This is a genomic window from Jatrophihabitans telluris, from assembly GCF_023516435.1.
In the GTDB taxonomy this organism is placed as follows: Bacteria; Actinomycetota; Actinomycetes; order Mycobacteriales; family Jatrophihabitantaceae; genus Jatrophihabitans_A; species Jatrophihabitans_A telluris.
Map to the genome: position 1 here is coordinate 2,542,167 of NZ_CP097332.1, position 22,431 is coordinate 2,564,597.

Annotated in this window: 15 protein-coding genes; 4 read left to right on the forward strand and 11 right to left on the reverse strand. The window is 66.6% G+C overall.

Annotated elements, in window-relative coordinates; translation table 11 throughout:
• Nucleotides 1–21 precede the first annotated feature (21 nt).
• Together M6D93_RS11870 and M6D93_RS11875 are read right to left on the reverse strand one after the other, a co-directional pair.
• On the reverse strand, nucleotides 22–1,170 hold the full coding sequence (locus tag M6D93_RS11870) for a hypothetical protein (RefSeq protein WP_249769426.1): 1,149 nt from the start codon (nucleotides 1,168–1,170) through the stop codon (nucleotides 22–24).
• Nucleotides 1,167–2,144, reverse strand: coding sequence for an ABC transporter ATP-binding protein (locus M6D93_RS11875; protein ID WP_249769428.1), 978 nt, complete (start codon nucleotides 2,142–2,144; stop codon nucleotides 1,167–1,169). Before M6D93_RS11875 ends, M6D93_RS11870 begins: the two co-directional genes overlap by 4 nt.
• A gap of 464 nt (nucleotides 2,145–2,608) precedes the next feature.
• Here M6D93_RS11875 and M6D93_RS11880 point away from each other — a divergent pair, with 464 nt between their 5' ends.
• The 3 genes from M6D93_RS11880 to M6D93_RS11890 all read left to right on the forward strand — a co-directional run bounded on the left by M6D93_RS11880 (nucleotide 2,609) and on the right by M6D93_RS11890 (nucleotide 6,677).
• Nucleotides 2,609–2,935: a hypothetical protein gene (locus M6D93_RS11880; protein ID WP_249769430.1), complete on the forward strand. Its 327-nt coding sequence runs from the start codon at nucleotides 2,609–2,611 to the stop codon at nucleotides 2,933–2,935.
• Nucleotides 2,936–3,287: 352 nt separating this feature from the next.
• Nucleotides 3,288–4,067, forward strand: a complete 780-nt coding sequence (locus M6D93_RS11885) for a hypothetical protein (protein ID WP_249769432.1) — start codon at nucleotides 3,288–3,290, stop codon at nucleotides 4,065–4,067.
• A gap of 213 nt (nucleotides 4,068–4,280) precedes the next feature.
• Complete coding sequence (locus M6D93_RS11890; protein ID WP_249769434.1) at nucleotides 4,281–6,677, forward strand: alkaline phosphatase family protein; 2,397 nt, start codon at nucleotides 4,281–4,283, stop codon at nucleotides 6,675–6,677.
• Between the two features lie 383 nt (nucleotides 6,678–7,060).
• On the opposite strand, the gene M6D93_RS11895 is transcribed toward M6D93_RS11890, so the two are convergent.
• The gene (locus M6D93_RS11895) at nucleotides 7,061–8,665 is read right to left on the reverse strand and encodes a PKD domain-containing protein (RefSeq protein WP_249769435.1); all 1,605 of its coding nucleotides are present in this window, start codon (nucleotides 8,663–8,665) and stop codon (nucleotides 7,061–7,063) included.
• 170 nt (nucleotides 8,666–8,835) lie between these two features.
• On the opposite strand from M6D93_RS11895, the gene M6D93_RS11900 reads away from it, so the two are divergent.
• A complete protein-coding gene (locus M6D93_RS11900; RefSeq protein WP_249769436.1) occupies nucleotides 8,836–10,500 on the forward strand; it encodes an APC family permease in 1,665 nt (554 codons plus the stop codon).
• A gap of 61 nt (nucleotides 10,501–10,561) precedes the next feature.
• Here the strand turns inward: M6D93_RS11900 and M6D93_RS11905 are convergent, their stop codons facing one another.
• The 8 genes from M6D93_RS11905 to M6D93_RS11940 form a co-directional block, all read right to left on the reverse strand.
• Nucleotides 10,562–11,881, reverse strand: a complete 1,320-nt coding sequence (locus tag M6D93_RS11905; protein WP_249769437.1) for a HAMP domain-containing sensor histidine kinase — start codon at nucleotides 11,879–11,881, stop codon at nucleotides 10,562–10,564.
• Nucleotides 11,882–11,912: 31 nt separating this feature from the next.
• Nucleotides 11,913–12,641 (reverse strand): response regulator transcription factor, encoded by a 729-nt coding sequence (locus tag M6D93_RS11910; protein ID WP_249769438.1) that lies wholly within the window; start codon nucleotides 12,639–12,641, stop codon nucleotides 11,913–11,915.
• Nucleotides 12,642–12,674: 33 nt separating this feature from the next.
• Nucleotides 12,675–13,526: a response regulator transcription factor gene (locus M6D93_RS11915; RefSeq protein WP_249769439.1), complete on the reverse strand. Its 852-nt coding sequence runs from the start codon at nucleotides 13,524–13,526 to the stop codon at nucleotides 12,675–12,677.
• A 274-nt stretch (nucleotides 13,527–13,800) separates the two neighbouring features.
• Complete coding sequence (locus M6D93_RS11920) at nucleotides 13,801–14,379, reverse strand: YbhB/YbcL family Raf kinase inhibitor-like protein (protein WP_249769440.1); 579 nt, start codon at nucleotides 14,377–14,379, stop codon at nucleotides 13,801–13,803.
• Complete coding sequence (locus M6D93_RS11925; RefSeq protein ID WP_249769441.1) at nucleotides 14,379–14,948, reverse strand: hypothetical protein; 570 nt, start codon at nucleotides 14,946–14,948, stop codon at nucleotides 14,379–14,381. Before M6D93_RS11925 ends, M6D93_RS11920 begins: the two co-directional genes overlap by 1 nt.
• Nucleotides 14,949–15,000: 52 nt before the next feature.
• Nucleotides 15,001–19,194 (reverse strand): hypothetical protein, encoded by a 4,194-nt coding sequence (locus M6D93_RS11930; RefSeq protein WP_249769442.1) that lies wholly within the window; start codon nucleotides 19,192–19,194, stop codon nucleotides 15,001–15,003.
• A 1-nt stretch (nucleotide 19,195) separates the two neighbouring features.
• Nucleotides 19,196–20,779: a cupredoxin domain-containing protein gene (locus M6D93_RS11935; protein WP_249769443.1), complete on the reverse strand. Its 1,584-nt coding sequence runs from the start codon at nucleotides 20,777–20,779 to the stop codon at nucleotides 19,196–19,198.
• Nucleotides 20,780–20,790: 11 nt separating this feature from the next.
• Complete coding sequence (locus tag M6D93_RS11940) at nucleotides 20,791–22,425, reverse strand: multicopper oxidase domain-containing protein (protein ID WP_249769444.1); 1,635 nt, start codon at nucleotides 22,423–22,425, stop codon at nucleotides 20,791–20,793.
• Nucleotides 22,426–22,431 lie beyond the last annotated feature (6 nt).

Consider the following 22,431-nt stretch of genomic DNA (forward strand, 5'->3'; position numbering starts at 1 on the left):
TCTACTGATGCCTTTGAGTTCTCAGGCGTCTCGGGTCGTCATTCGCCAGGCGCCGATGACCGTCCACCCGATGAGCCACGCGAGGATGACGCAGATGGCCGTGGTGGTGGACTCGGTGACGCGGAAGTCCTGTCCGCCGCCGCCGAACGCCAGGGGTAGCTGCCCAGGTTCCAGATGTGCGGTGGCGACACCGATAATCCCCCGCTGGCCGTTGATGAAGTGAGGTATTCGGGTTCGGATGGCGATGGGGGTGAGGATGATTTCCAGCACGATCATCAGGATCACCGCGGTCGTGCGCTGGCCGAGCAGGGATCCCAGACCGAGGCCGACCAGGAACCCGACCGTTGCCTCGAGTTCGAGCCACAGGCCTGTCTTGATCATCAGGGCGTTCGACGGGTACAGGAACTGCTTCTTGTAGTCAGGGTAGTTGTGGTCGGCGATCTCGATGGCGGCCGCCTTGGCCTGGGCCGCGGTGGCTGTCACGAATCGCCGGTCAGCTCCGGCGACGACGATGCGGGCCGGTTGACCGGGCGGGTTGTCGCACCCCACGCCCTGCTTCGCTTGCCCGTCATAGTTGAAGTTGCACAGGACTTCGGTGGGATGGGCGGCAGCCCAATTCTCCAGGCTGCGTTGTGATAGGCCGGCGGGCACGGCCACGCCGTTGTACATCAGCTTGGTGGGCGCGGCGAACACGCAGACGGCACAGACGATGCCGAAGCCGATGGCGACGAGCGAGGCGATGATGGCCAGCCCGGCCGGGACCCGAGCCAGGTACAGGGCCAACCGGGAACGGCCGGTAATGACCAGATGCCGGAACATGCCTTCCGACAGGTCCACCGAGCCTGCGGTGCAGCCCAGAGCGGCGGCCGCGATGAACCCGAAGGTGTAGAGCACCCCCGCCGACATCGCCGTGTACACGTCGTAGCCACCGGCCGGTCCGTACGTCTTGGGAGCAATGGCGTGCAGCACCAGTCGCACCCCGAGGAAGACAGTGGGCAGGCCGACCGTCACCAGGATCAGGGTGATCATGAGACCGCGGCGCCGGCGTAGTTCCATGAACCGGGTCGCGATCATCGCCCCGGTCGGGATCGGCGAGCGTCGGCGATCGCTCCTGCCCTCGGCAGATGCTCCGGGGGCTGCGGATGCGTCGTCCACGCGGATGGTGGTCACTCCGGATCCCCCAATCGGCTGGTGACTTGCAGGAACCAGGTCTCGAGCGAGGCCTGCACCGGGTGCAACCGATATATCGCGATACTGCCGCCGACCAGGACGCGGGCGACCTCGGCTATGACATCGCGGGTTGTGCCCGCTGGAAGGGTGATGGCCAGACCGCCGGGCTCCAACCCGACGCTCGCGCTGAGACTGCTCACTTCCAGCAAGGCCCGGGCGCGATCTGGTTCTGAGCACTCGACCTGAACGACCACCGACGTCCCAGCGAGCAGCTCCGCAATCGGGCCTTGACGGATCACCTTGCCCCGATCCACGATCGCCACCGCGTCGCAGGTCCGCTGGACCTCGTCGAGCAAGTGGGAGGACAACACCACCGTCCGGCCTTCGTCGACCAGCGAGCGGATCATGTCGCGCATCTCCTGCATCCCCGCGGGATCAAGGCCGTTCATAGGCTCGTCCAGGATCAGCAGCTCGGGATCTCCGATCAGACACGCCGCCACGCCGAGACGCTGCCGCATACCCATCGAGTACTTCGACACCCGGTCCTCAGCGCGGTGCAGGATCCCGACGCGTTTCAACGACGCATCGATCCGATCCCGGGCGGCGGGCTCGCGTGCTGCAGCCAGCACCTGTAGGTTCTGCCGCCCCGTCAGATGTGCGTGAAACCGCGGCTCGTCGACAATCGCTCCCACCCGCGCCAGCGCACGGTCTCGACGGGCCGGGACCGGATGGCCGAGCAGCGACATCGTTCCGGCGTCAGCGCCGGTCAAGCCGAGCAGAACCCGGATCAGCGTCGTCTTGCCCGCCCCATTCGGACCCAGGTAGCCGAACGCACAACCCCGCGGAATCCGAAGGTCGACCCCGTTCACCGCGATATTGGAGCCGAACCGCTTGACGAGCCCGCGGGTTTCCACGGCCCACGAGCCATCTCCGGCAGGTCCGGCCGCTGTCGCGGCCACGTCCGTCGCAGTCACCGACATCGCCCCCGCGGGCGACAGGCCACGCCTCGCGCGGCTTCGCGGATGTCAAGCATCGCCAGCCTCCACAACCCAGCAGGTGTCGCGACCAAAGCGGATTGACGCTAGCGCGAATAGGGACACGCCTACATGATTTCCGGCAGACCCACAGCGATGCATCAGGTACTACCCCGACCTCACCCTGAGACCCTCGCGGCGGGACGGCGGCTCAACATCGTTGAGAGGTCGCGATCATCTGCATCCGTACGGGACGACAGTGGCGGACGGCCCCGCGCGCAACCGCAGCAATCCGGTGAGCCCGATATGCATTGGCGAAGCGTTTGGGTCCAGAAAGGGGCCGTGACCTGCGGGGTCTGCCAGCATGAGGTCATGGCGTCGTTCCAGAGCGAGGAAGTCTGTGCTGCTGTCGCCCTGCACAAGCCTCGCGCAGCCGCGAAAGCTCGCGCCGATGAGGCAGACGCATGTTGGACCTGACGCCGGTAGGGCAGGCGCTGAAAGCAAAAGAGAACGGCCAGCGATTCTTCGAGCTCCAGATGACGATCAACAAGCTTGTCGGCAGGTCGAACTGGAATCCGTCATCAGGTGGCCGGAAGGAAGCGCCGAGCGTCCCCGACGTTCTCGGAGCCATCGAGGAAGTCGGGTGGCGGCTTGAGCACGTCGGCTACGTGTCCGTGGAGCCGACCGCCGCGTCTACCTACCGGACGCCGCCCGGCAGTGTCGGATCGGCGAGCCGCGTAACGACGGAGGGTATCTACCTCTTCCGGAACACCGACGCGCCAGACAGTTAGCAGACCTCCGCTCGCGCTGACACGATCGGCGCTCCCCGGGCGCGTCGCGATCTCGGCGATACCGCACGCCGTGAGATAAAGGGTTAGTCGGGGATCGGGTACTTGCGCGTGACAATTGTGTCGAGTGAAGCTCCCGCTAAGCAGTGGTCGAAATGCGTTATGCTCAATGCGCCCGGAGCTTCAGGTGATCGACGGAGATCGTCTCCTGTCAATCCCACGACAAGAATATCCTGGTTATGCGCGACGTATGTCACGACTTGTTAGAAATGCTGCATAAGCCCCTCTACCCCGCATGGGCAGATTCACCTAGCATCCGAGAATCGGTCTATTTCTTCGGGGGAAAGGCACAGACATGCGCACAGGTCTGAAGGCACTCGCAATCTCGATCGGCGCAGCTGCACTGGCGTTGTCCGGTACTGGCGTGGCATCCGCGAAGGCCAGCACGTCGCCGGTCGCATATACGTGCAGTGGCGGCAATATTCCGTCGGGGACTTATGCCAGCATCAGGGTCACCGGCATGTGCGGTGTCGCAACTGACGCCGTGATCAACGTTGTCGGCAATCTGTCCGTCGCCGCGGGTGCGGTCTTCGATGCACAAAGCGCGCCGTCGACCATCACCGTAGGACGCAACGTCACTGCCGGCTCGGGCTCCTTGCTCGGCATGGGCTGCCAACCGATGAACACCATAGGCAGATTCGCGGGTGTGCCGTGCACTCTCAAGCCGTCCGGGCACACCACCATCACCGTGAATGGGAACGTCACTGCGACCTCCGCGAACACGGTTCTGATCAGGAAAGTGACGATCAAGGGGAACGTCACGCTCGTGGGCGGCGGCGGTGACATTCCCTGGTCGATCAAGGGAAACACGATCGGCGGCAACCTCACGATTGCCGGTGTGACGGCTGACTGGCTCGGCGTTCAATTCAACAAGATCGACGGCGACGCGACCCTTCTCAACATCACCGCGACTGACCCTGGCGACCCTGGCCGGACTGTCGCCGTCGTGGTCAATAACGTCAGGCGGAACCTCGTTTGCATCGGACTGGCCCCGGGCGTGTCCGGCGGCTTCATTCCGGGCGAGGTCAACGTCGTCGGTGGCCACGCGATCGGTCAGTGCGCCGCCCTGGTCTGACTCCCTTCACACCCGGCCCGAGCGCGGGCTGGAACCAGTTCAACTCCAACGGCAGGATCGCGCCGTCTGAGCGATGTCGGCTGACCCGGACAGTCACCGCGCCGTCGCACCCTGGTCATCGGCCATTCGTCCGCAATTTCCTCGGACGGGGTTCCGGGTCTGCGCAGGCAGAGTTACAGTCGGTCCGATCCGTCACCTTTGGAGAGGTTCGTCATGCGCCGTCATGCCATGACGGGCCGGCGGGGTATCGCCGCCGTGTCCGCCGTCACCCTGCTGGCCAGTACCGCAGTCGCCGTCGGGTTCACGCCCGCGGCCGCCGCCTCGAATCCGGCCTCACACTCGGGGCCCACCCTGAGCCACACCCACGCGTCCTCGTGCCAGCTCGGCAACGGCGTCAAACACGTCATCAGCATCGTGTTCGACAACGTCCATTTCTCGCGCGACAACCCCAACGTGCCATCTGACCTTGAGCAAATGCCGACCTTGCTGAAGTTCCTCACCTCCAACGGCACGGTGCTTTCCAACACCCACACACCGCTGATCGCCCACACGGCCGATGACAGCTTGACGATCTACACCGGCCTCTACGGCGACCGGCACGGCCAGCCGTTGACCAACTCGTACAAGACCTACAACCCGGACGGCTCGACCGATCCGGCCGGCTCATTCGCGTACTGGACTGATCCGGTGTACGACACCGCCAAGACCCCGACTGCCGGTCACGACACTGCACCGACGATGGCCTACTCCGCCAGCGTTCCGGCACGCAGCACCAACACCGGGCAGCAGACGCCGGCGCCGTGGGTGCCGTTCACCCGTGCGGGGTGTTCGGTGGGCGACTTCTCGACGGCCAACATGGTGCTGGAGAACACGGCGCTCGATCTGCCCACGGTTTTCGGTGCGGGCTCAGCCGAAGTCGCGCAGTACCAGGCGGATCCTTCCTCGTTCAAGGATGCCGAAACCGCGGACTACGTCGGTGTCGCGGTGCACTGCGCGAAGGACGCCTCGACGTGCTCCGACGCGCAAGCGGTGAAGTATGGCAGCTCCAGCCCGGCGCCGTCCGCCGTCGCCGACAACCTGCCCACGGAGCCTGGTGGCTACCTGGGCTACCAGGCGCTGTTCGGACACCGCTACGTCGCGCCGCAGCTCGGTGCGGGCACGCCCTCGCTCACCCACAACGGTTATCCCGTCACTGATTCGGCCGGCAACCTGACCGATCTGGATGGAAACACGCTGATCAACTCCTTCGCGGGCAAGCCCGGCTTCCCAGGCTTCAGCCCGACGGCCACCCAGTCCCTGGCGTATCTGGCCGACATGCAGGAAAGCGGAATCCCCGTCACCTACGGCTACATCTCCGATCTTCACGAGCGCAAGCCTGGCAGCAGCCAGTGCACGACCGCGCCATCCGCCGGCAACGGAAAGCCGCTCGGCCCCGGTGACAGCTGCTACGTCTCAAACGCCGCGGCCTACGATGCTGCATTCAAGAAGTTCTTCGACCGCCTCGCCAAAGATGGCATTACGCCGGCCAATACCGAGTTCGTGATCAGCGCGGAGGAGAACGACCAATTCGCCGGGGCCAACGTCGGCCGCGCGACCGTGCCGAGCCCGGCCGGCTGCAACGGTGTCACCGTGGCGTGCAATTACACCGCGACCCAGATCGGCGAACTGCAGGCCAACATCAACGGCCTGCTCTCTACCACCCCGAGCAGTGCGACGAAGTTCGACATCGAGCCACAGGGCGCATCGATCTACGTCCACGGCAATCCGGGTGCGGCCGATCCGACGGTGAGGCAACTGCAGCGCGACACGGCCGCGATGACCGCCGATGACCCCTACACCGGGGTCACGGGTGAAAAGGTGGTCAACTACCAGGCCGGCGCCGTCGAGCAACGCATCCTGCACATGCAAACCTCCGATCCGCTGCGAACTCCCACCTACACCCTCTTCCCGAAACCTGACTACTACTTCTCCACCTCGGGACCGAACGTCAGCATCAACAACGGTTTCGCCTACAACCACGGCTACTACAGCCCCAACATCGACATCACCTGGTCGTCGCTGGTCGGTCCCGGCGTCGCCGCTCGCGGCGTGGACGGGCCTCAGGCGGCTGCGGGAAACCAGGCATCGGACCCGAACTCCCGACGCACCGTCCCACAGGCCAGCAGGATCGGGACCTGGGTCGAGGAGACCGATCTGCGTCCGACCCTGCTGCATCTGACCGGTCTCAAGGATGACTACCCAACCGATGGACGGGTGATCAGCCAGGCGCTGAGCCGACCCTCCCGGGCACTCCGCGCGACCACAGCGCTGGCTGCCGACTACCAGCAACTGAACTCGAGCGTCGGGGCGTTCGCCACGAATACCTTGATCGCCGACAGCGCGGCCCTGGCTTCCGGAACGGCGAGCAGCGACGCCGCGTTCGCTCGCGAGCAGCGTGCGTTGCGGGCGCTTGCCGAGGCTCGGGATGCGCTAGCCACCCGCATGAAGCAGGTTCTGGCTGACGCGCAGGCGGGACACCGTCCCTCCAGGGTCACGCTGGTCCTGCTGCGCGCGGGCGCACGAGCTTTGATCGCTGGTTCACGGGTACTCGCCGCACGCGCGACACGCTGATCCGACGAACTGGGTCGGCCCGGCAGGACCCGGCGGGCCGACCCCGGACGTTGAACCACGGGCGGACGTCGGTCGGCATGAAGGTGTCGATCGGTGATCAGGACGGAAAGTAGTGCCCGTCACCGCAGAGCGTTCTGGCTGTGTGTCGGCGCGGACCAGAGTGCAAAGCTCATGACACACGCGGACAGCAGCACCAGCGTGCGTTGGCCGCGCAACCCGGCACATGCGTGAGCTCAGTTGCCATCTGTTCAGCACCTAAGCCCCAGCTCCGCATCGTGCTGCGCGAAGAACTCGGCCTCGGCCCTGGACCGCTGATCCAACCACTACTCGGACAGCTGCTCCGCTGATTCCCCACCCTGCTTTGAAAGCTTCGAGGCTAGGAATCAGTGCACCGTTATCTGGCGCTCCGAGATCGGTCCTGCGCCAGCTCCAGGGAAGGCCGAGCCCGTCCCGCTGAGCATCACGAGCTTCACGGTGTATGTGCCGGGCTTGGCGTAGCTGTGATGCGGCTGGCCTACCGAGGCGATCGATCCGTCCCCGAACTCCCAGTGGTAGGTGATCACGGGCTGACTGCTGACCGTCGTCAGCGCGGCAAACCTCACGTTCTGACCCGCGGCTGGTTTGGTCGAAGAAACGGTGAAGCCGGGTGTGAAGCCGTTGTGGCCGGTCCTGGCTATTCCGCCGGTCCCCGTCGAGATTCCATCGCTGCCGACGACCGTTAGCCCGATTGAGTATGCCCCGGCCGCCGGGAAGGTGTGGCTGATGGTGGGCGTCGTCTGCTCGACCGTGTCCGCGCCGAAGGAGTCGTTGAACTGCCACACGTACTCGGCAACGCCGCCACGCGCGCTCGAACCGGCGGCGTTGAAGGTCAGTGTTGTCCCGGTACCGTGCGTCACCGCAAGCGCGGCCTTGGGCTTGGGCTCCACGGCCGGTAACCGCTGCAGGCACGTGTGGCCCTGGTTGCTCCACTCCTCCTGGTACCAGTAGAAGTGGCCGTTGATCACCTGGTTGTACTTCGCCCCGCCAGCGGTCGTTCCCAGCGGAGTACCCATCTGGCCGTCACACTGATCACCATTCTCCAAACCGTGGTTCGGACCGGCGCCGTTTGTCCAGGCGTCGTTGGGCATCGGGTCGGTGATCGACTCGTTGTGCTCGTGGCTCAACCCGCCGATGAGAGCGCCATCGGACGGCCCATTGGGGTGGTTTCCGTCGTCACAGCCTGGGTTGCCGACGACGTAGGGGTTGTTCGAGTACAGCAGCATCGGCGCGATGCTGGTGTTCTGGTGGTAAGCGCAGTAGAAGGCAAGCGACGTCGGCACCTCGCCAGCCGAGCAGCCTCCGAACGGCGGGCTCGCATTGGGGTCGTTGCTGAAACAGTTCTCCACGTGCGGTGGGGTCATCATGAAGTATTCGTGGGTGAAGTCGCGCTTGAGATGGTGTGCAGTAACGACTTTCTCCAGTTCCTGTTGGATCTGGCCGTCGCTCAGGCACCTGATGACCGGGGCGTTGACAGGACACTGGCTGGCGGGATACGGGTCGGTGTCGAGCAATACTCCGCCGAAGGTGACGTGGTAGCGGGAGGTCGCGCCGGTCAGGTCGTTGTACTGAGTAGCTACCGAGTCGACGTTCTGCCGGCCGCCGCTGTCATGGGCCAAGTCGGTGAAGTACTGCTGCAGTCCAGTCGTGTACTGCGGTGGGGCACCGGGGCCGTAGGCACCAAGGCCTTTGGGGCTCCAGAACACGATGTAGTCGGTATTCGACGGCATCAACGGTCCACCGTTGTAGTCGAGGTTCGACAAGATGGCGTCGAACGGGGTCACCCCCTTCGGCGCGGTCCGCAACGGCACGTAGGACGCAGGCCCGCTGCGTACCTTCGAAGCCGGATTCGGCGCGCCAGGGGCGGCATGTGCCGGCCCAGCCAGCGCGGGGACGAAGACCGCCACCAGGGCGACCGCGAACAACGCAATTCGAGCCTGACGGATCCTCATATGCACGCGCCCCGCTCGGGTTTCGGCTGTGGGCCGAACGCTAAACCTCCCCCGCTGGCCGCGCAATAGAATCCGCCACCGGCCGATCCGCGGCCGCTCGCTCGCTTGACGGAGAGGGCAGGCGGGGTCGACGATCGCTGACGAGCGATTTCACCCTTCTGGGAGGTTTGATGAGCACCACTCTGAACAGTGCCGCCGCGCCCCACGACCGGACCGGACGCGAGCTACACCGCTCGGTCGGGCTGTTCGGACTGATGTTCATCGCCCTCGGTTCGATCATCGGCTCCGGCTGGTTGCTGGGCGCCCTCGGCGCGGCACAATCGGCCGGCCCTGCATCGCTACTGTCCTGGATCCTTGCCGCGATGCTGCTGATCGTGCTGGCTCTGATTCACGCAGAGTTGGGTGCTGCCTACCCAGTCGCCGGTGGAACGGCCCGGTTTCCCTACTTCGCGTTCGGCACGCTCGCGGGGTTCACGGCCGGCTGGGCTGCCTACCTGCAGGCGGTCACGATCGCTCCCATCGAGGTCGAGGCGAGCATTTCCTACCTGGCCAGCACTGGCTGGGCCAAGAAGCACCTGCATCTCCTGCACGGAAACGGCACATTGACCGCCGTAGGCGTGCTGGTGGCTTCTGCTGCGATGCTGCTGTTCACCATCGTCAACCTCATGGGCGCCAAACTGCTCGCCGCAAGCAATAACGTTCTGGTTATCTGGAAGCTCGCGGTCCCCATCCTCGCGATCGTCGTCATCATGTCGCTCTCCTTCCACGCTTCCAATTTCCATGCCGGGGGCGGGTTCATGCCCTACGGCGTGCACGGAGTATTTGCGGCCCTGCCCGCGGGAGTCGTGTTCTCGCTTCAAGGATTCGAACAAGCGGTCCAGATGGCCGGCGAAGCGCGCAATCCTCGCAGGGACATCTCCCGCGCCATCATCTCCGCCATGTTCATCGGGGCGGCGGTTTACATTCTGCTCGAGGTTGCGTTTATCGGCGGCCTCGCGCCGAAGAACCTGGTGCACGGCTGGGCCAACCCGATCGGCGCGGGAGATTTCGGTCCCTACTACACACTGGCGCTGGCGGCCGGCGCCGGGTGGCTTGCGACCATCCTGTTGATCGACGCGGTGATATCTCCGTGCGACACCGGGTTGATCTACTTGGGAACCTCGGCTCGGTTGTCTTATGCGCTGGGCGAGGAGGAGGTCCTCAGCGACAAGCTCACTCAGACCAACCGCCGGGGCGTTCCTACCTACTCGATCCTGCTGGCCTTCGTCATCGGCGAGATCACGTTTCTGCCCTTCCCCAGCTGGAGTTCGCTCGTGGGCCTCGTCACGGGGGCAACCGCGATCATGTACGCGTTTGCGCCGGTCTCGCTCGCGGCCCTGCAAGCACGCGATCCCGACCGCCCGCGCCCCTACCGGCTACCGATGCCCAAAGTCCTCAACCCGGTTGGCTTCGTCGCGGCGAACTTGATCATCTACTGGGGTGGGTTCGAGGCGACCTGGAAGCTGCTCACCGCGATCTTCGTAGGACGGGTGTTGTTCGAGATCACGCTGCGCCGCGCCAAGGACGTGCGCCGAGCGGATATCGACTGGCGGGCGGCGTCCTGGATCTGGCCCTGGCTGATCGGAATCACCATCATCGGATTGATCGGTCGCTACGGTAAAGGCGCGCATCACGCGCTGCCCAACTGGATCGACCTGCTCGTGGTTGCAGCATTCAGCCTCGTCATCTTCTACTACGCGGTCAGCCTGGCGATGGGCTCCGAGCAGATCAAAGCGGCAGTGGACAGCGAAGAACGTCAGATGGCTGAACTCGCCGACCTGAACCTGCCGGCCTGAGCCGTCCTTCCGAGGCGTTCCCTGGGCGCACCGCGATCGCGGCGAGCCGACTTCCGCGGCGTCAGCCCGTCGCGCCGACGACCGGGGCGCTGGGGACCGGCGCTCCATCGGGTCGGGGCGGGATCAGCAGCGTGAACGTCGGTGGATCCGTTGCGGTCACGATGAGACGCGCCGCCGCGGTCTCGGCGATGGCCCGCGCCAGCGGCAGTCCGATTCGCGAGCCGGCACCAACTCGTTCGGCGAACAGGGACTGGGCCGCCACGGTCAGCGGGGGCCCGTCCTGCGACACATCGATGGCCAGCGACCCGAGCGCGTCACGGACTACCACCGAAGCCGTCCCCTGGCCGTGCACCCCCGCGTTGTCGATCAGCACGTTCAGGATCTGGCGGGCAGCGTCCGGGCGCAGAAAGGCCGGCGGAAGGTCACCCTCGACGCGCACACTGAGCGTGCGCCCCGGACCGGCGAACGTGCTCTGCCAGCGTTGCTCGACATGAGCCACGAGGTCGGGAATGGACAGCGGCTCGTCTGGGCGGGGTGCACCACGAACCAGATGCAGCATGTCAGTCACGGTCAGCTCGAGGCGCTCGATGATGTGTTGTGCCTCGGCGATGGCCGCGGCGTTGTCGTGCGGGGTGGCCGCGGCTCGTTCGAGCACCAGTCGCAGGCCGGTCAGCGGGGTCCGGAGTTGGTGGGAGGCATCGCCGGCCAGAGCCCGTTCGCGGGCGAGCAACATCCGCAGCCGGGCTGCGGCGCGCTCCATGGACTGGTTCACCGAATCGATCTCGGCGATCCCGACGGGCACGGCCTGCGCGGTGAAGTCGCCCTCACCGACTCGTTCGGCCGCTAGGGACAGCTGCTCCAGCGGACGCGCGAGCCGACTGGCCTGGCGGCGAGCCAGAATCCCGGCCGCGGCCAGGCCGAGTGCGGCCAGGACCACGAGCGCCACCCAGCTCAAACCGATCTGCCAACGGGTTGCGCTCACTGAGCGGGTGGCCAGTACAGCACCGGTAACCGTGTCCTGGTCGATGACAGGCACGGAAATCACGATCTCGTCGCCGACCGTGTTCTGCTGCGCGGTGCCGGCCAGTGCGCCGCGTACCGCAGCGGCGCCACGCGGCTCGTTGACCCCGCTGATGAAACGACCGTCCGGGCCGTAGAGCCCGACGCGCACACCGCCGATGGGCCGTTCCAGCTGTGCCAGCCTCGCTCCGGACGTGACGTTGTCCGCTGCGGCCGAGGCGACGGCATACGCGATCCGCTGCAGGTCACTTCGCTCGCGGGCCCGGAAGTAGTACGAGGCGCCCAGAGCGAGCGGGACCGCGAACAGCAGGATGCAGAGCAAGCTCGACAGCACGGTCAACGAGACGATGCGGCGACGCATAGCGGCCCACCTCCCCCGCCGAGGTCGATTCTCACTGATGCTCCGCGGGGTCGGACTCGAGGCGAAAGCCACGCCCGCGCACAGTGACGATCCGCGGACAACGCACCGCCGCTGCCACAGAAGCAGCCGTTAACCGCCGTCGCAACATCGACAGGTGCACATCGATCGTCTTGTTCGCCGCGATCGAGGCATCTCCCCACACCTCCAAGGCCAGCGACCAGCGGGAGACCAGGCTGCCACGCTCGGCGGCCAGCGCGCTGAGCAGGTCGAATTCCCGCGCCCGCAAGGCGACTGGGTGGCCGGCGAGCTCGACGACCCGGCGGGAACGATCGATGACCAGCGAGTCGAACCTCTGGGTGCGCGCGGCGTTTCCCGCGGCCGAACCCCGGCGCAGGTGGGCGCGCAGCCGCGCCTGCAACTCGTTGGTGCGAAAGGGCTTGGTCAGGTAGTCGTCGGCACCGGCCTCCAGAGCGACGACGACGTCGTTCTCCGCATCGCTGGCCGTGAGGATCACCATGACGACGTTGGGGTTGAGCGTGCGGATCTGCCGGCAGACGTCGAAGCCGTCGAGATCGGGCAGGCCCAGATCAAGCAGAACCAGTTCGAAGCGCACCTGGTCGGCCAACCGGAGCCCTTCGGTACCGTTCTGGGCCCACGCGATCTGGTGGCGGCTGTCTCGCAGCGTCGCCTGCAGCGCATTGCCGATGACCGGATCGTCCTCGATCAGCAGCATCATGGCCATCGCGTGAGGATATTTCATACACCGGTTTTACGCGAGGGTCAGCCGCCGTGTTCAGCTGGCCACGAGGCGGTAGCCGTGGTTGCGGATGGTCTCGATGCTGTTGTCGGCCAGTTTCGCCCGCAACCGTCGCACGTACACATCGACCACGTTCGTGCCCGGATCGAAGTCGACCCCCCAGACGTCGGCCAACAGCTCGGGCCGGGTGCAGATCTGGCCACGCCGCTGCAGCAGATGCGACATCAGGACGAACTCTCGCTGGGACAGCTCGATAACGCGCCCCTTGACGATCAGGGCGCGACGGTGGGAATCAAGCTGCACGCTCTCGTTCCAGGCCGGGCGTTGAGGTGGCTCGACCAGTTGCGGTTGTGCGGCTGTCGACATGGGCAGGGCGGAATCGGGGCTGTTTCGAGCCGCGGGCGCGGACGACACGCTATGCGCCAACGAAAGATGGGCCGGGCGGTCCGCGCGGATCCGCGCGCGCAGCCGGGCCAACAACTCGTCGTTGGCGAACGGCTTGGCCAGGAAGTCGATCGCGCCGGCGTCGAGCACGGCTACCCGCCGGTGCACGTCGGTCACCCCCGACACCACCATCACCCGGCTTTCCGGCTTGACGGCAATCAACGCGCCGACCACGTGCTCACCGGCCACGTCCGGCAACGACAGTTCGAGCATCACCAGGTCGAAATCGCCGGTGATGGCGATCGCCAGTCCCTCGGTCCCGGTGCCCACCGCACAGACCTCGTGACCGGCGTCCTGGATCAGCCGTGACAGCAGCCCGCGCAAGGTCGCCTCTTGCTCCACCACGAGAATCCTGCTCACGATAGCCCCCGATTTTCGACTCTCCAACGGGCCTGAAAACGCCCCGCACAGGGGAACTAAACCGGGTGTCCGCAGCGAGCTCAAGGGTTGCCGGGACTTTGTAACTTCCGCGTACGGCGGACCACCGAGCGAGGCTGGCGTGGTTGGCCCGCAAAAACCCGCGCGGGCAGAATCTCCCTGCGACAAGGGACGTTTGCCCGAGTTGCCGCGAACAATCGTCGCTGAGGGCAATCGGCTGCGCTCCGAGCGTGAGAGGCGGTCGAAGACCTGCCACGCTGTTTGCCGCGCGCCGCGGCAGGAGAATCCCTAACGAACAGTAAAGCCTTGACATACACCGTTAACTGTTTTGCCGGGCAGGTCAGCGGGCGAAGGAGCCGGTGACGCTGGAACTGGCCAGCGCCGAGGCCGAGATCGCCGACATCGCCTTGGCGGCGGGTAGGTGCGCTGACAGCGCCAGCCGCGTCCGAAGCGCGTAGACGGTGAATCGGTAGCGGTTCACGGTTCCGCTGCGAGGGCACGCCCCGACGTAGCCCACAGTTCCGTTGGACGCAGCCGAGACGACCGCACCGCTGGGTAGCGGCGCGGTGCCCAGGGTCCGCGTCGACGTAGGCAGGTCGGAGACCACCCACTGCAGCCAGGGCGCCGGCGTCACATCGAGATCCTGAAGCACGATGGCCCAGCCTGCTGTGCCGGCCGGCGCGGCCCCGTGCCAGACGAGTGGTGGCGCGTTACCGGCGCCGGTACACCCGTAGGTCAGCGGGATCATGGATTCGGCCGCGAACGCCGGACTGCTCAACGTCAGCGGCCCGTGCTCCGCGACGCCTGTGGCGTGATGGGTCGTGCAGCCGGTACCCGCGCCCAGGACAAGCAGGAGCGGCGCCACCGCGGCGAGCAGGCCATGCTTACCCGCTCGCCTCAGCGATCCGTCCCCAGCCATCAGCTCGAGACCTGAACGTGTTTGAGCGTCGCCCCGTCCTTCATGGTGATGCTGACGTAATCACCCGTGTGCACAACGCCGCCGGCGTTTCCGTAGACGATGGAGTAGGTGCGACCGTCGGCAGTATCGCCGTGGTGAAAGTGCATCAGGACCGCGCTCGGCGTGACCCGACCGCTCGTGCCGTCCACCGTGATGGTCGGCAACTGGTTGGAGCCGGCGTCACCGAGGTGGATCTTCTCGGCCTTGTTCAGGTCGAGGACCTGATACCTGAGCTCCACCCCTCCCCCATCGGCCAGCAGGATGACGCCGGTGTAGCGGATCCCCCAGGACGACTCGATGGCCGGGCTCGCGGGGACGGGCGCAGCCGGGTGCGCCACCGAGACCACCGGGGTACTGCGGTGATGCAGCGACAGCCGGGTGCCGACGATGGCGGTTACCAGCACCAGTAACACGAGGCCGAAGGCCAGCCGGCCTCGCACCGAAGCACTACGGCGTACGCCCGCCGGGGATGAGCCCGGCTCGGCCGGGGCCCGATCCTCCCGATCGAGGTCCTCGGTGATCGCGGTCATGTCAGATCCTTCCTGCTCGAGCATTGGTCGTGCTCCGATCGGCCATGACTGCTCAGACCGTCCCGTTGGATACGGCGCTCCAGTTGCCGGCAGCGTCCACCACCCGGACGTGCACGCTGCCGTGGGGCAGACCGCTGAGGGTGTAGGACTGGATGGCGGCGGAGTTGGCCGGACCCGGGAAGGTGCCGCTCGAGCCCGTGGCCAGCGTGACCGGATTCGCGTGGCCCTCGCCGGGATCGGCTCCGACGAACCATTCCGCCCCGACCAGCCCGGAGGCCGCCCCGTTGACCAGCACGTCATGGGCCCTCAGGACGACCGACGGCGTAGTGGCCGTCACCGCCAGACCCGCGGCGTAGGACCCGGCCGGCCCGGTGACGCCGAGGAACTGGGTGGCCGTCAGCGACGTGTAGGCGTAAGTCTTCGCGCCGCCAGCAGCCCCTGTGATCACGATCGAGCCGGCCCCGGGGAAGCCCGCGGTAGACGTCACCTGCAGCGCGCCGGTCTGGCGGGGTGCCTGCGACGCACCGGCGGTCGTCGTGCTCGCTGTGACGCCGGCGAAGGAGTCCACGGTCGGTGGGGTCTTGTCCAGGACGAGGTCGGTGGAGCTGAAGGGCCCCCAGTTGCCGGCGATGTCGCGAGCGTGGACCCACACCCGGACCAGGCCGTCCGGCAGGCTCTGCAGCGCCGACAGCGGCAGGAATGCGTCGGAGGCCTGGGTGGTGCTGACGTTCCACTTACCACCGGCCGGAGTCATCTCCGCACCGCGGCCGTAGACCACACACCCGGTGGGCAGGTCAGGCGTCTGGCTGGTGCATTGCACCGGATCCTGCACGGTGGTGCCCGGCGCGTGACTGGTGGTGTCCAGGAACGCCTCCGCCAGATCGATGTTGGCCCAGGTCGAGGTCGCGGTCGCCTTGACGTTGAACGAGTCGAACAGCCCGAGGTTTCCGCTCGCGGCGGTGAACCCGTTGTTCACGGCCGGGGTGATCGTCGGGATACCTGTTTCGGGACCCTTCTTGACCACGGTCAACTTCTGGTACGTCGCGGTGTCGACCGCGGTCGCGGACTGGGAGTACAGCCAGGGGCTCCACCGGCAGCTGCCCGGCACCGAGCAGGGAGTTCCGTCCGGCCCCTCCTGCGCGCGCACCATCACCCAGAAGCGGGCGCCGTCGCTCACGCCGTTCGGCAGCTTCGGCGGATTGATGAAGCCGGCGATCGGGAGCAGCGAATCGGGTGTATCCACCGGCAGGTTCGTGACCGTGGCGGCAGAGGTGGCGCACTTGTTCGCGTCGGCGGCCACCGGCGCGGTCTCGGTGCCGGCGGCCACGACGCAGGCCTGCGCCGCGCTGATCAACCAGCCCGGCAGCGACGAGGTTGCCGTGCCGTCCACGGCGATGTAGCCGGCTGGGATGACGTCGAGCGCGACGGTGTTACCGGTGCGGAAGACGTGATTACCCGTCACTACGGACGGATCGGCGGTGACCCCGGTGAACGTGGTGGTGGTCAGGCCGGTGTAGTGGAACTGGCCGAACTCGGTGTCACCGGCGGCTGGGCCGGAGGCGATGGTCATCCCCACAGTGAGCTGGCAGGCGTCACCGAAGACGGTGCAGTCAGCTGGGAATCCCGCGGTGGACTTCACGTTGAGAGTGCTGGGACCGGCTGCGACGGCGACGTCGTTGGAATCGGCGGTCACGCTCGTCGAACTGACCGGTCCCTGGGCGGACTGGGTGTTGCCGTTGGTGACAGCCGGGTCGATCGACAGGCCGGAGATCACCGCGTCGCGGCGAGCCAGCGCAAAGGACGCGCCGATGGCCGGACCGGCAACCCCGTTGGAATCGAGGGCTTGCAGCCACACGGTGTGGTCGCCGAAGACCCGGTCGGGTTCGGTGCCCAGCAGCTGGGTGAGCAGGTCGGCCGACACGGTGAACGACAGGGACGCGGTGCTGGCTCCAGCCGGGTCGGGTGCGGCTGTGGTGTGCTGCCACAGGCCGCCGGTTCCGGGCACACCGTCCAGGGCCCACTGCAACGAGGCCACCGTGGGCGTGGCGCCGGCGGCGGTCGGCTGCGCGCTGAAGGTGCCGGTGACCGCCAACGTCGGGATCTGGCCGTTGTCGACGTTCGGCGTGCTCGCGCTGAAGGTGGGCGTGACGGTGGCCGCGGTACCGACCGGACCTCGATCGGACGCGGTGACTCCGTTGATCACGTTGAGATTGCCGTACATGCCGCCCAGCCCGCCCGCCGCTCCGTTGTTCAGGTGCAGGCCGGCGTCGAAGATCGGGTACTGGGCGTTCTTCGGAGCATCGCCCGGAATGCTGACGAACGCGTCCGAGGTCTCACCGGCGTTGAGGAACTCGGTCGTGTGCGTTTGAGTGCCGGGCAGCAGGTGAGCATCCCGCGCGGTCTCGGTCTGCGGCACTCCGAGCAGGTTCATGGCGTGCTCGCGCAACCCGAGGTCGGCGTAGCGCAACAACACCGTGTCACCGCGTGCGGCATCGAACCGAACCGCGTTGATCGTCGGGTCGAAGGCGAGATCGCTCGGGTCCAACGCGGTCTTGCTGGTGTCATAGGCGACGCCGTCGAGGAAGTAGTTGGTCGGGTGGTAGTTGCCGGTGTCGGTACCGAAGGGGTCGGCGGCGAAGTCGGCGTCGAGCTCGTTGAGCACCACCAGCTTCTCGCGGTCGAAGTAGTTGTTCGGGTCCTTGTTGGTCACGCAATCGGCGTTGACCGCCGCATCGTAGGCGCAGCGTGCCGAGTTCGAGGCAGTCGGCACGGACGGGCGCACGATGAGCACGCCGGACATGCCCATCGCCACCTGCCGAGCGCCGCCCGGGGTCAGGCCGGCCTCGTAGATGTAGGTCCCGGGACGAGTGAGGGTAAACGGCCCGGAGGACGGGTTGGACGGGCCCGTGGAGCCAGGGGCCACCCCGTTCGGGTCAGGGGACCCGATCAGGTCAGGGACGGTGATCGAAACGGTGCCGGCCCGCGGGTCCAGCTCGTTGTGCACGGTGAAGGCGAGTCGCTCTCCCTCGGTGGCGACCAGTTCCGGGCCACCCAGGACGGGCTTGTCGGCGTCGGAGGTGGTGAAACCCCAGAACGGGATGGTCTTGCGGTCGGCGCCGGTGCCGGCGACCACCGAGCCGTTGCCCTTGGCGAACAGGTCGCACGTGCGCACCCCGGAGGCCAGCGTGCACGTGACGTCCGGGCCGGCGATCGGCTTGGCCACCGTGATCGCCACCGTGGCGTTCGTGGTCGTCCCCGCGCCGGTGAGCCACAAGGTCGCCGTGTAGTTGCCCGGAGTGTAATTGTGCGCCGTGGTGCTCAGCGCGATCGTCGGGCTGGTGGCGCTGATCGTGCCGCTGTCATCAGACGTAGTGGCCGAGCAACCAGCCCGGTCCCCGTAACAGAACTGCCAGCTGTCCCCGGCGGCGACGACGGACTTGGAGCCGTCGAAGGTGACTGGCAGGCTGCCGGAACCGGAGGTGCTGTCGGCACTCAATACGGCGGTGGGATGCGGGAAGTTGACCGTGGTCGGAGCGGCCGCCGTCGTGGTGGCGCTGGGGCCGACGACGGTCAGGCTGGCCGGGTAGGTGCCCGGAGCAGCGTAGGTGTGAGAGACGGAGGCGAGGGGATGGCTACCGCCGTTGAGCGTGCCGGACAGGTCGGGCTGGGTCGCCGAGCAGGTGCTGTTGTCGCCGAAGCAGGCCCACCAGGTATCGCTGTCCGAGGCGGTGGAGCTGGTGCCGTCGAAGACCGCGGTCAGGCCCGTCACCGTGCTGGTCAGGTGCGCGGTGGCATCGATGGTGACCGTCACCGAGACCGGCGTGCTTGCGGTGATCGCGCCTGCCTGAACCTCGAACAGCACGGCCGAGTAGATGCCTTCGCTGGCGTACTGGTGGCTCAGGGTCGCGCCGCCGGCAGAGCTTGCGGCCGTCAGATCGACCGCCGTCGATCCGACGTGACTGACGTCGCAGGCGTTGGCCGCCTCGTCGCCGAAGCACACGTAGCCGGTGTCACCCGATCCGGCCCCGGTCACCGTCGCGGTGAACGTGACGGTGGGGTTACCCGCGATCGCCGACGCGCTGAGGGTGGCCGCCACGGCCGCCGAGGCCGGGCCTGCGTTCAGCAGCGCGACGATGCTCGCGAGCACCGCCACCGCCGCGATCGCACTGCGGCGCGACCGGCGGCCGGAGTGGCGTGCGGTACGTGCGAACACGCCGTGGCGCGAACCCTGTGCCGAGTTGCTCATGTCAGTTCCCCGTCGTGCAATTGGCGTGTTGAGCAAAGGAGTTGGGTGGGTCGATGCGGATCATCGTGAGCATCCCGCCCATGGATGCGCCGTAGTTGGTCGCCTGGAACAGCGCGTGGCTGTGCGCGACCTGATACATCTCGCCGCACTGGTTGTACTGGGTCACTCCGGTGGCCAGATCACCGTGCTGGCCGAGATAAGGAGTTCCCGACCAGAACTGGCCCTCGGTGCGTGCTTGCTGGTCCGGGACGACCACCTCGCCGGCACCACCGGAGTTGATGGCGTGGTTCTTCGGATCCCAGTTCGCCTGATCGACCCACGCGAACTCGGTTTCGATCGTCGCTCCGGGAGGTACCACGATGGAGTACCGGTCGACCGAGGCGTCGGCGGGCAACGCGGCGCTGGTCGTGTTGATCAGCGGGCTGGCGTCGAAGCCGATCTGTCGCTCGTTGTTGGAGTGCGGATGGAACGGGTAATCGACCGGACCTGAGTTGAGGTAGCGAACCAGGGCCGGTTCAGGGTTGTAGTCCTGGCTCGTCGGGTCGGTATTGCGCGGCTGGATGTGCACCAGCGCGCCGTAGGGCTGAGACGGCAGGTGCGCGGCGAAGTTCGGCGAGACGGTATCGGGAAAGCTGCGCCCGTTGATAAAGAAGTACCTCGCCTTGTAAGCCGACATCTCGTAGTCGTACTTACCGGTCTCGGCTGCCTCGTGCAGGGCGGGATCGATTTCGCTGAGCAGGTGCAGGTATTCCTTTTTCGGGTTGAACTCCGAGAAGCACGCCAGCGGACCGGCCTTGCCACAACTACTTGGGTCGGTGGCCATCCCGGCGGTCGCACCCGCGTCGTCGTAGACGTGGCTGGAGGGAGTGCACGGCGTCCCGTCCGTGACCGCTGCGCCACTGAGGCAGGGGTTGCCGAGCTTGGGACGGACGATGATCGCGCCCACGAGTCCCATTTGGACCTGCAGCTCGGGATTGGTGCCCGACTCGTAGAGGAAAGTGCCCGGATGATCGGCCACGAAGCTGTAGGTCACCTTCGTCTCGGCCGTGCTGTCGGTGACGTTGGGTGCCGAACCGGGGTCTGCGCCGGCCGGGGTCGCCAACGAGTCGGTCGTCGTGGACGGCTCGGACAGCGAGCCGTTGGCCTTGACCCCGGTCAGGCCCGGGAACTGGATGGAGGTCGGTACCGGCAGGGTGTTGCGCAGGGTGATGGTGACACTGTCGCCCTCGTTCACGCACAGCACCGGACCCGGATCCTGGTAGGCACCGCTGCCGACGGCATATCCCCACATGTAGATGGAGTTTCCGTCGGGCGTGGTGATGTAGCCGTCCTGCGTGGTCAGCACGAAACTCGGGTTGGTGGCCAGCGGAGCCTTGGGTGGGTGATAGAAATCGGCCGTCGACCCGGCGGCGCAGACCAGCCCCTCGGCCTGCCCGGGGGGAGCAGGTGCAGCCGAGGAGCTGGTCGCGAATGGGGTGAAAGAGGCGGCGAGCAGGGCTGCTACCGCGATCGGCAGCTGCCACCGGTACCGTCGGCGGGACCGCGAACGCGGACCGACGGCCGATTCCACGGGGTTGAATCTCATCGCGCGCCTCATCACTTGGCCTGGTAGAGCTTGCCGGGAAACGTCTGCCGGATGTCGCTGCCGTCCCGATACTTCACGGCGGCACCGGATCCGATGAAGTTGCTGACCGAGTTGCCCTGCAGATCAAGGGTCTTCGCGTCCGGCCCGCTGGTGAGCTGGTCCAGCTCGGCCGCGGTGGGACGCTGCAGGCCGCCCGCGGGGTATACGTGCACCTCGGTGCGCATGCCGCCGTAGCCGGCCGTGGTGTCCGGGCCGTTGAGGTACCCGAACTCCCGGTCGTAAAAGGGGAAAACTGTCTTCTGGGTGACGGCCGGCAGCGGGCCGATCAGCAAGTCACGGCTCTCACCCGGGCCGATGTCGACCCGGTTGGTCTGCGTCTGTACGTTCCCGCGCGGCGCATCGGGCACCCGCTGCGGTTTGAGCGGATCGTTCTGGGCGTATTGGTAGTCGGGGTAGTAGCCGTCGCGTCCGGCGCCCAGGAACTTCGCGTCCTGACCGATGATGGTCATCGGCAGGCCGGGTAGGACCAGCGAGTGCTGCTCGTACCCGAGGTGGGAGACGCGAACGAGCAGGTACTCCCCCGCCTCGCCCTGGATCAGCGAGGACAGCGGCTGGTAGCGCAGCCGCGTGGCGTCGACGAGCGCGTCTCCCGTTCCGATCAGCGCGGCATCGGGATCACCCGGCGCGCCGGTGGGATAGTCGCCGGCGTGCGGAGCGATGGTGTCCGGCCACGCGCGCCCGTTCATCAAGCGGAAGTAGCCGGTGAAGTCGGTCCAATCGGTGTCCTGGATGTGGGCGTCGCCGAAGTGGCCCTGCGGAAAGATCTCCGACAGGTGGATGGAGAACTGCCGGTCGAACCGACTGCTCTGTTCGTTCGGCGTGGTCGCGTCACCAGCAGTGTCGTAGGCGTAGTTCAGGCCCTTGCGCGGGGCGATGAACACCATCCCGTTCATCCCCATCTGGACGTGCTCGACGTCCTCGACGTGGCAGTGGTACATGTAGGTCCCGGCGTCGACCGGCAGGTAGCGGTAATGCAAGGACTGGCCTGGCGGCACCGACAGCGAGGCGTCGGGTACCCCGTCGAAGTAGGCGATCTGGTTGGCGAAACCGTGGAAGTGGATGGTGTGGCTGTCGAACAGGTCCGGGCGGTTGCCCATGCCCAGGTTGAACAAGGTCAGCCGAAGGTCCTGACCGGCCTGGGCATAGATCAAGGGGGCCGAGATCTGCACGTGGTTCTTGACGTTGTCGACGAGGAAACGACTGGTCGGGGAAAGCTGCGGGTTGTAGGCGGTGACGTTGCGAAAGCCGAAGGCGTAGGTGGTGAAGAGGTCTTTGCGGAGGTCGGTGGTGTGGTTTCCGTTGGCCGGGGCGAGACTGTCCGGGAAGTACGGGGGCATCGCGTTCGCCCCGACCGGCATGGACACCCAACCGTCGGTACCGGCCAGCGTATAAGCCTTCACCGGTGGGGTGTTGGCATCCAGCTGAAGCGCCGGGGAGGATTTCCAGTTTCCCCGGCCGAGGGCCAGGACTCCCCCGGCCGCCGCCGCCGACACCATCGACTTGATCATCGTGCGGCGTGAGATCCGGATGGAGAAGCGGTTGATCGGTTCACTGCCGGTCACCGCGTCCTGCGGGTCAACGGTCATCGCTGA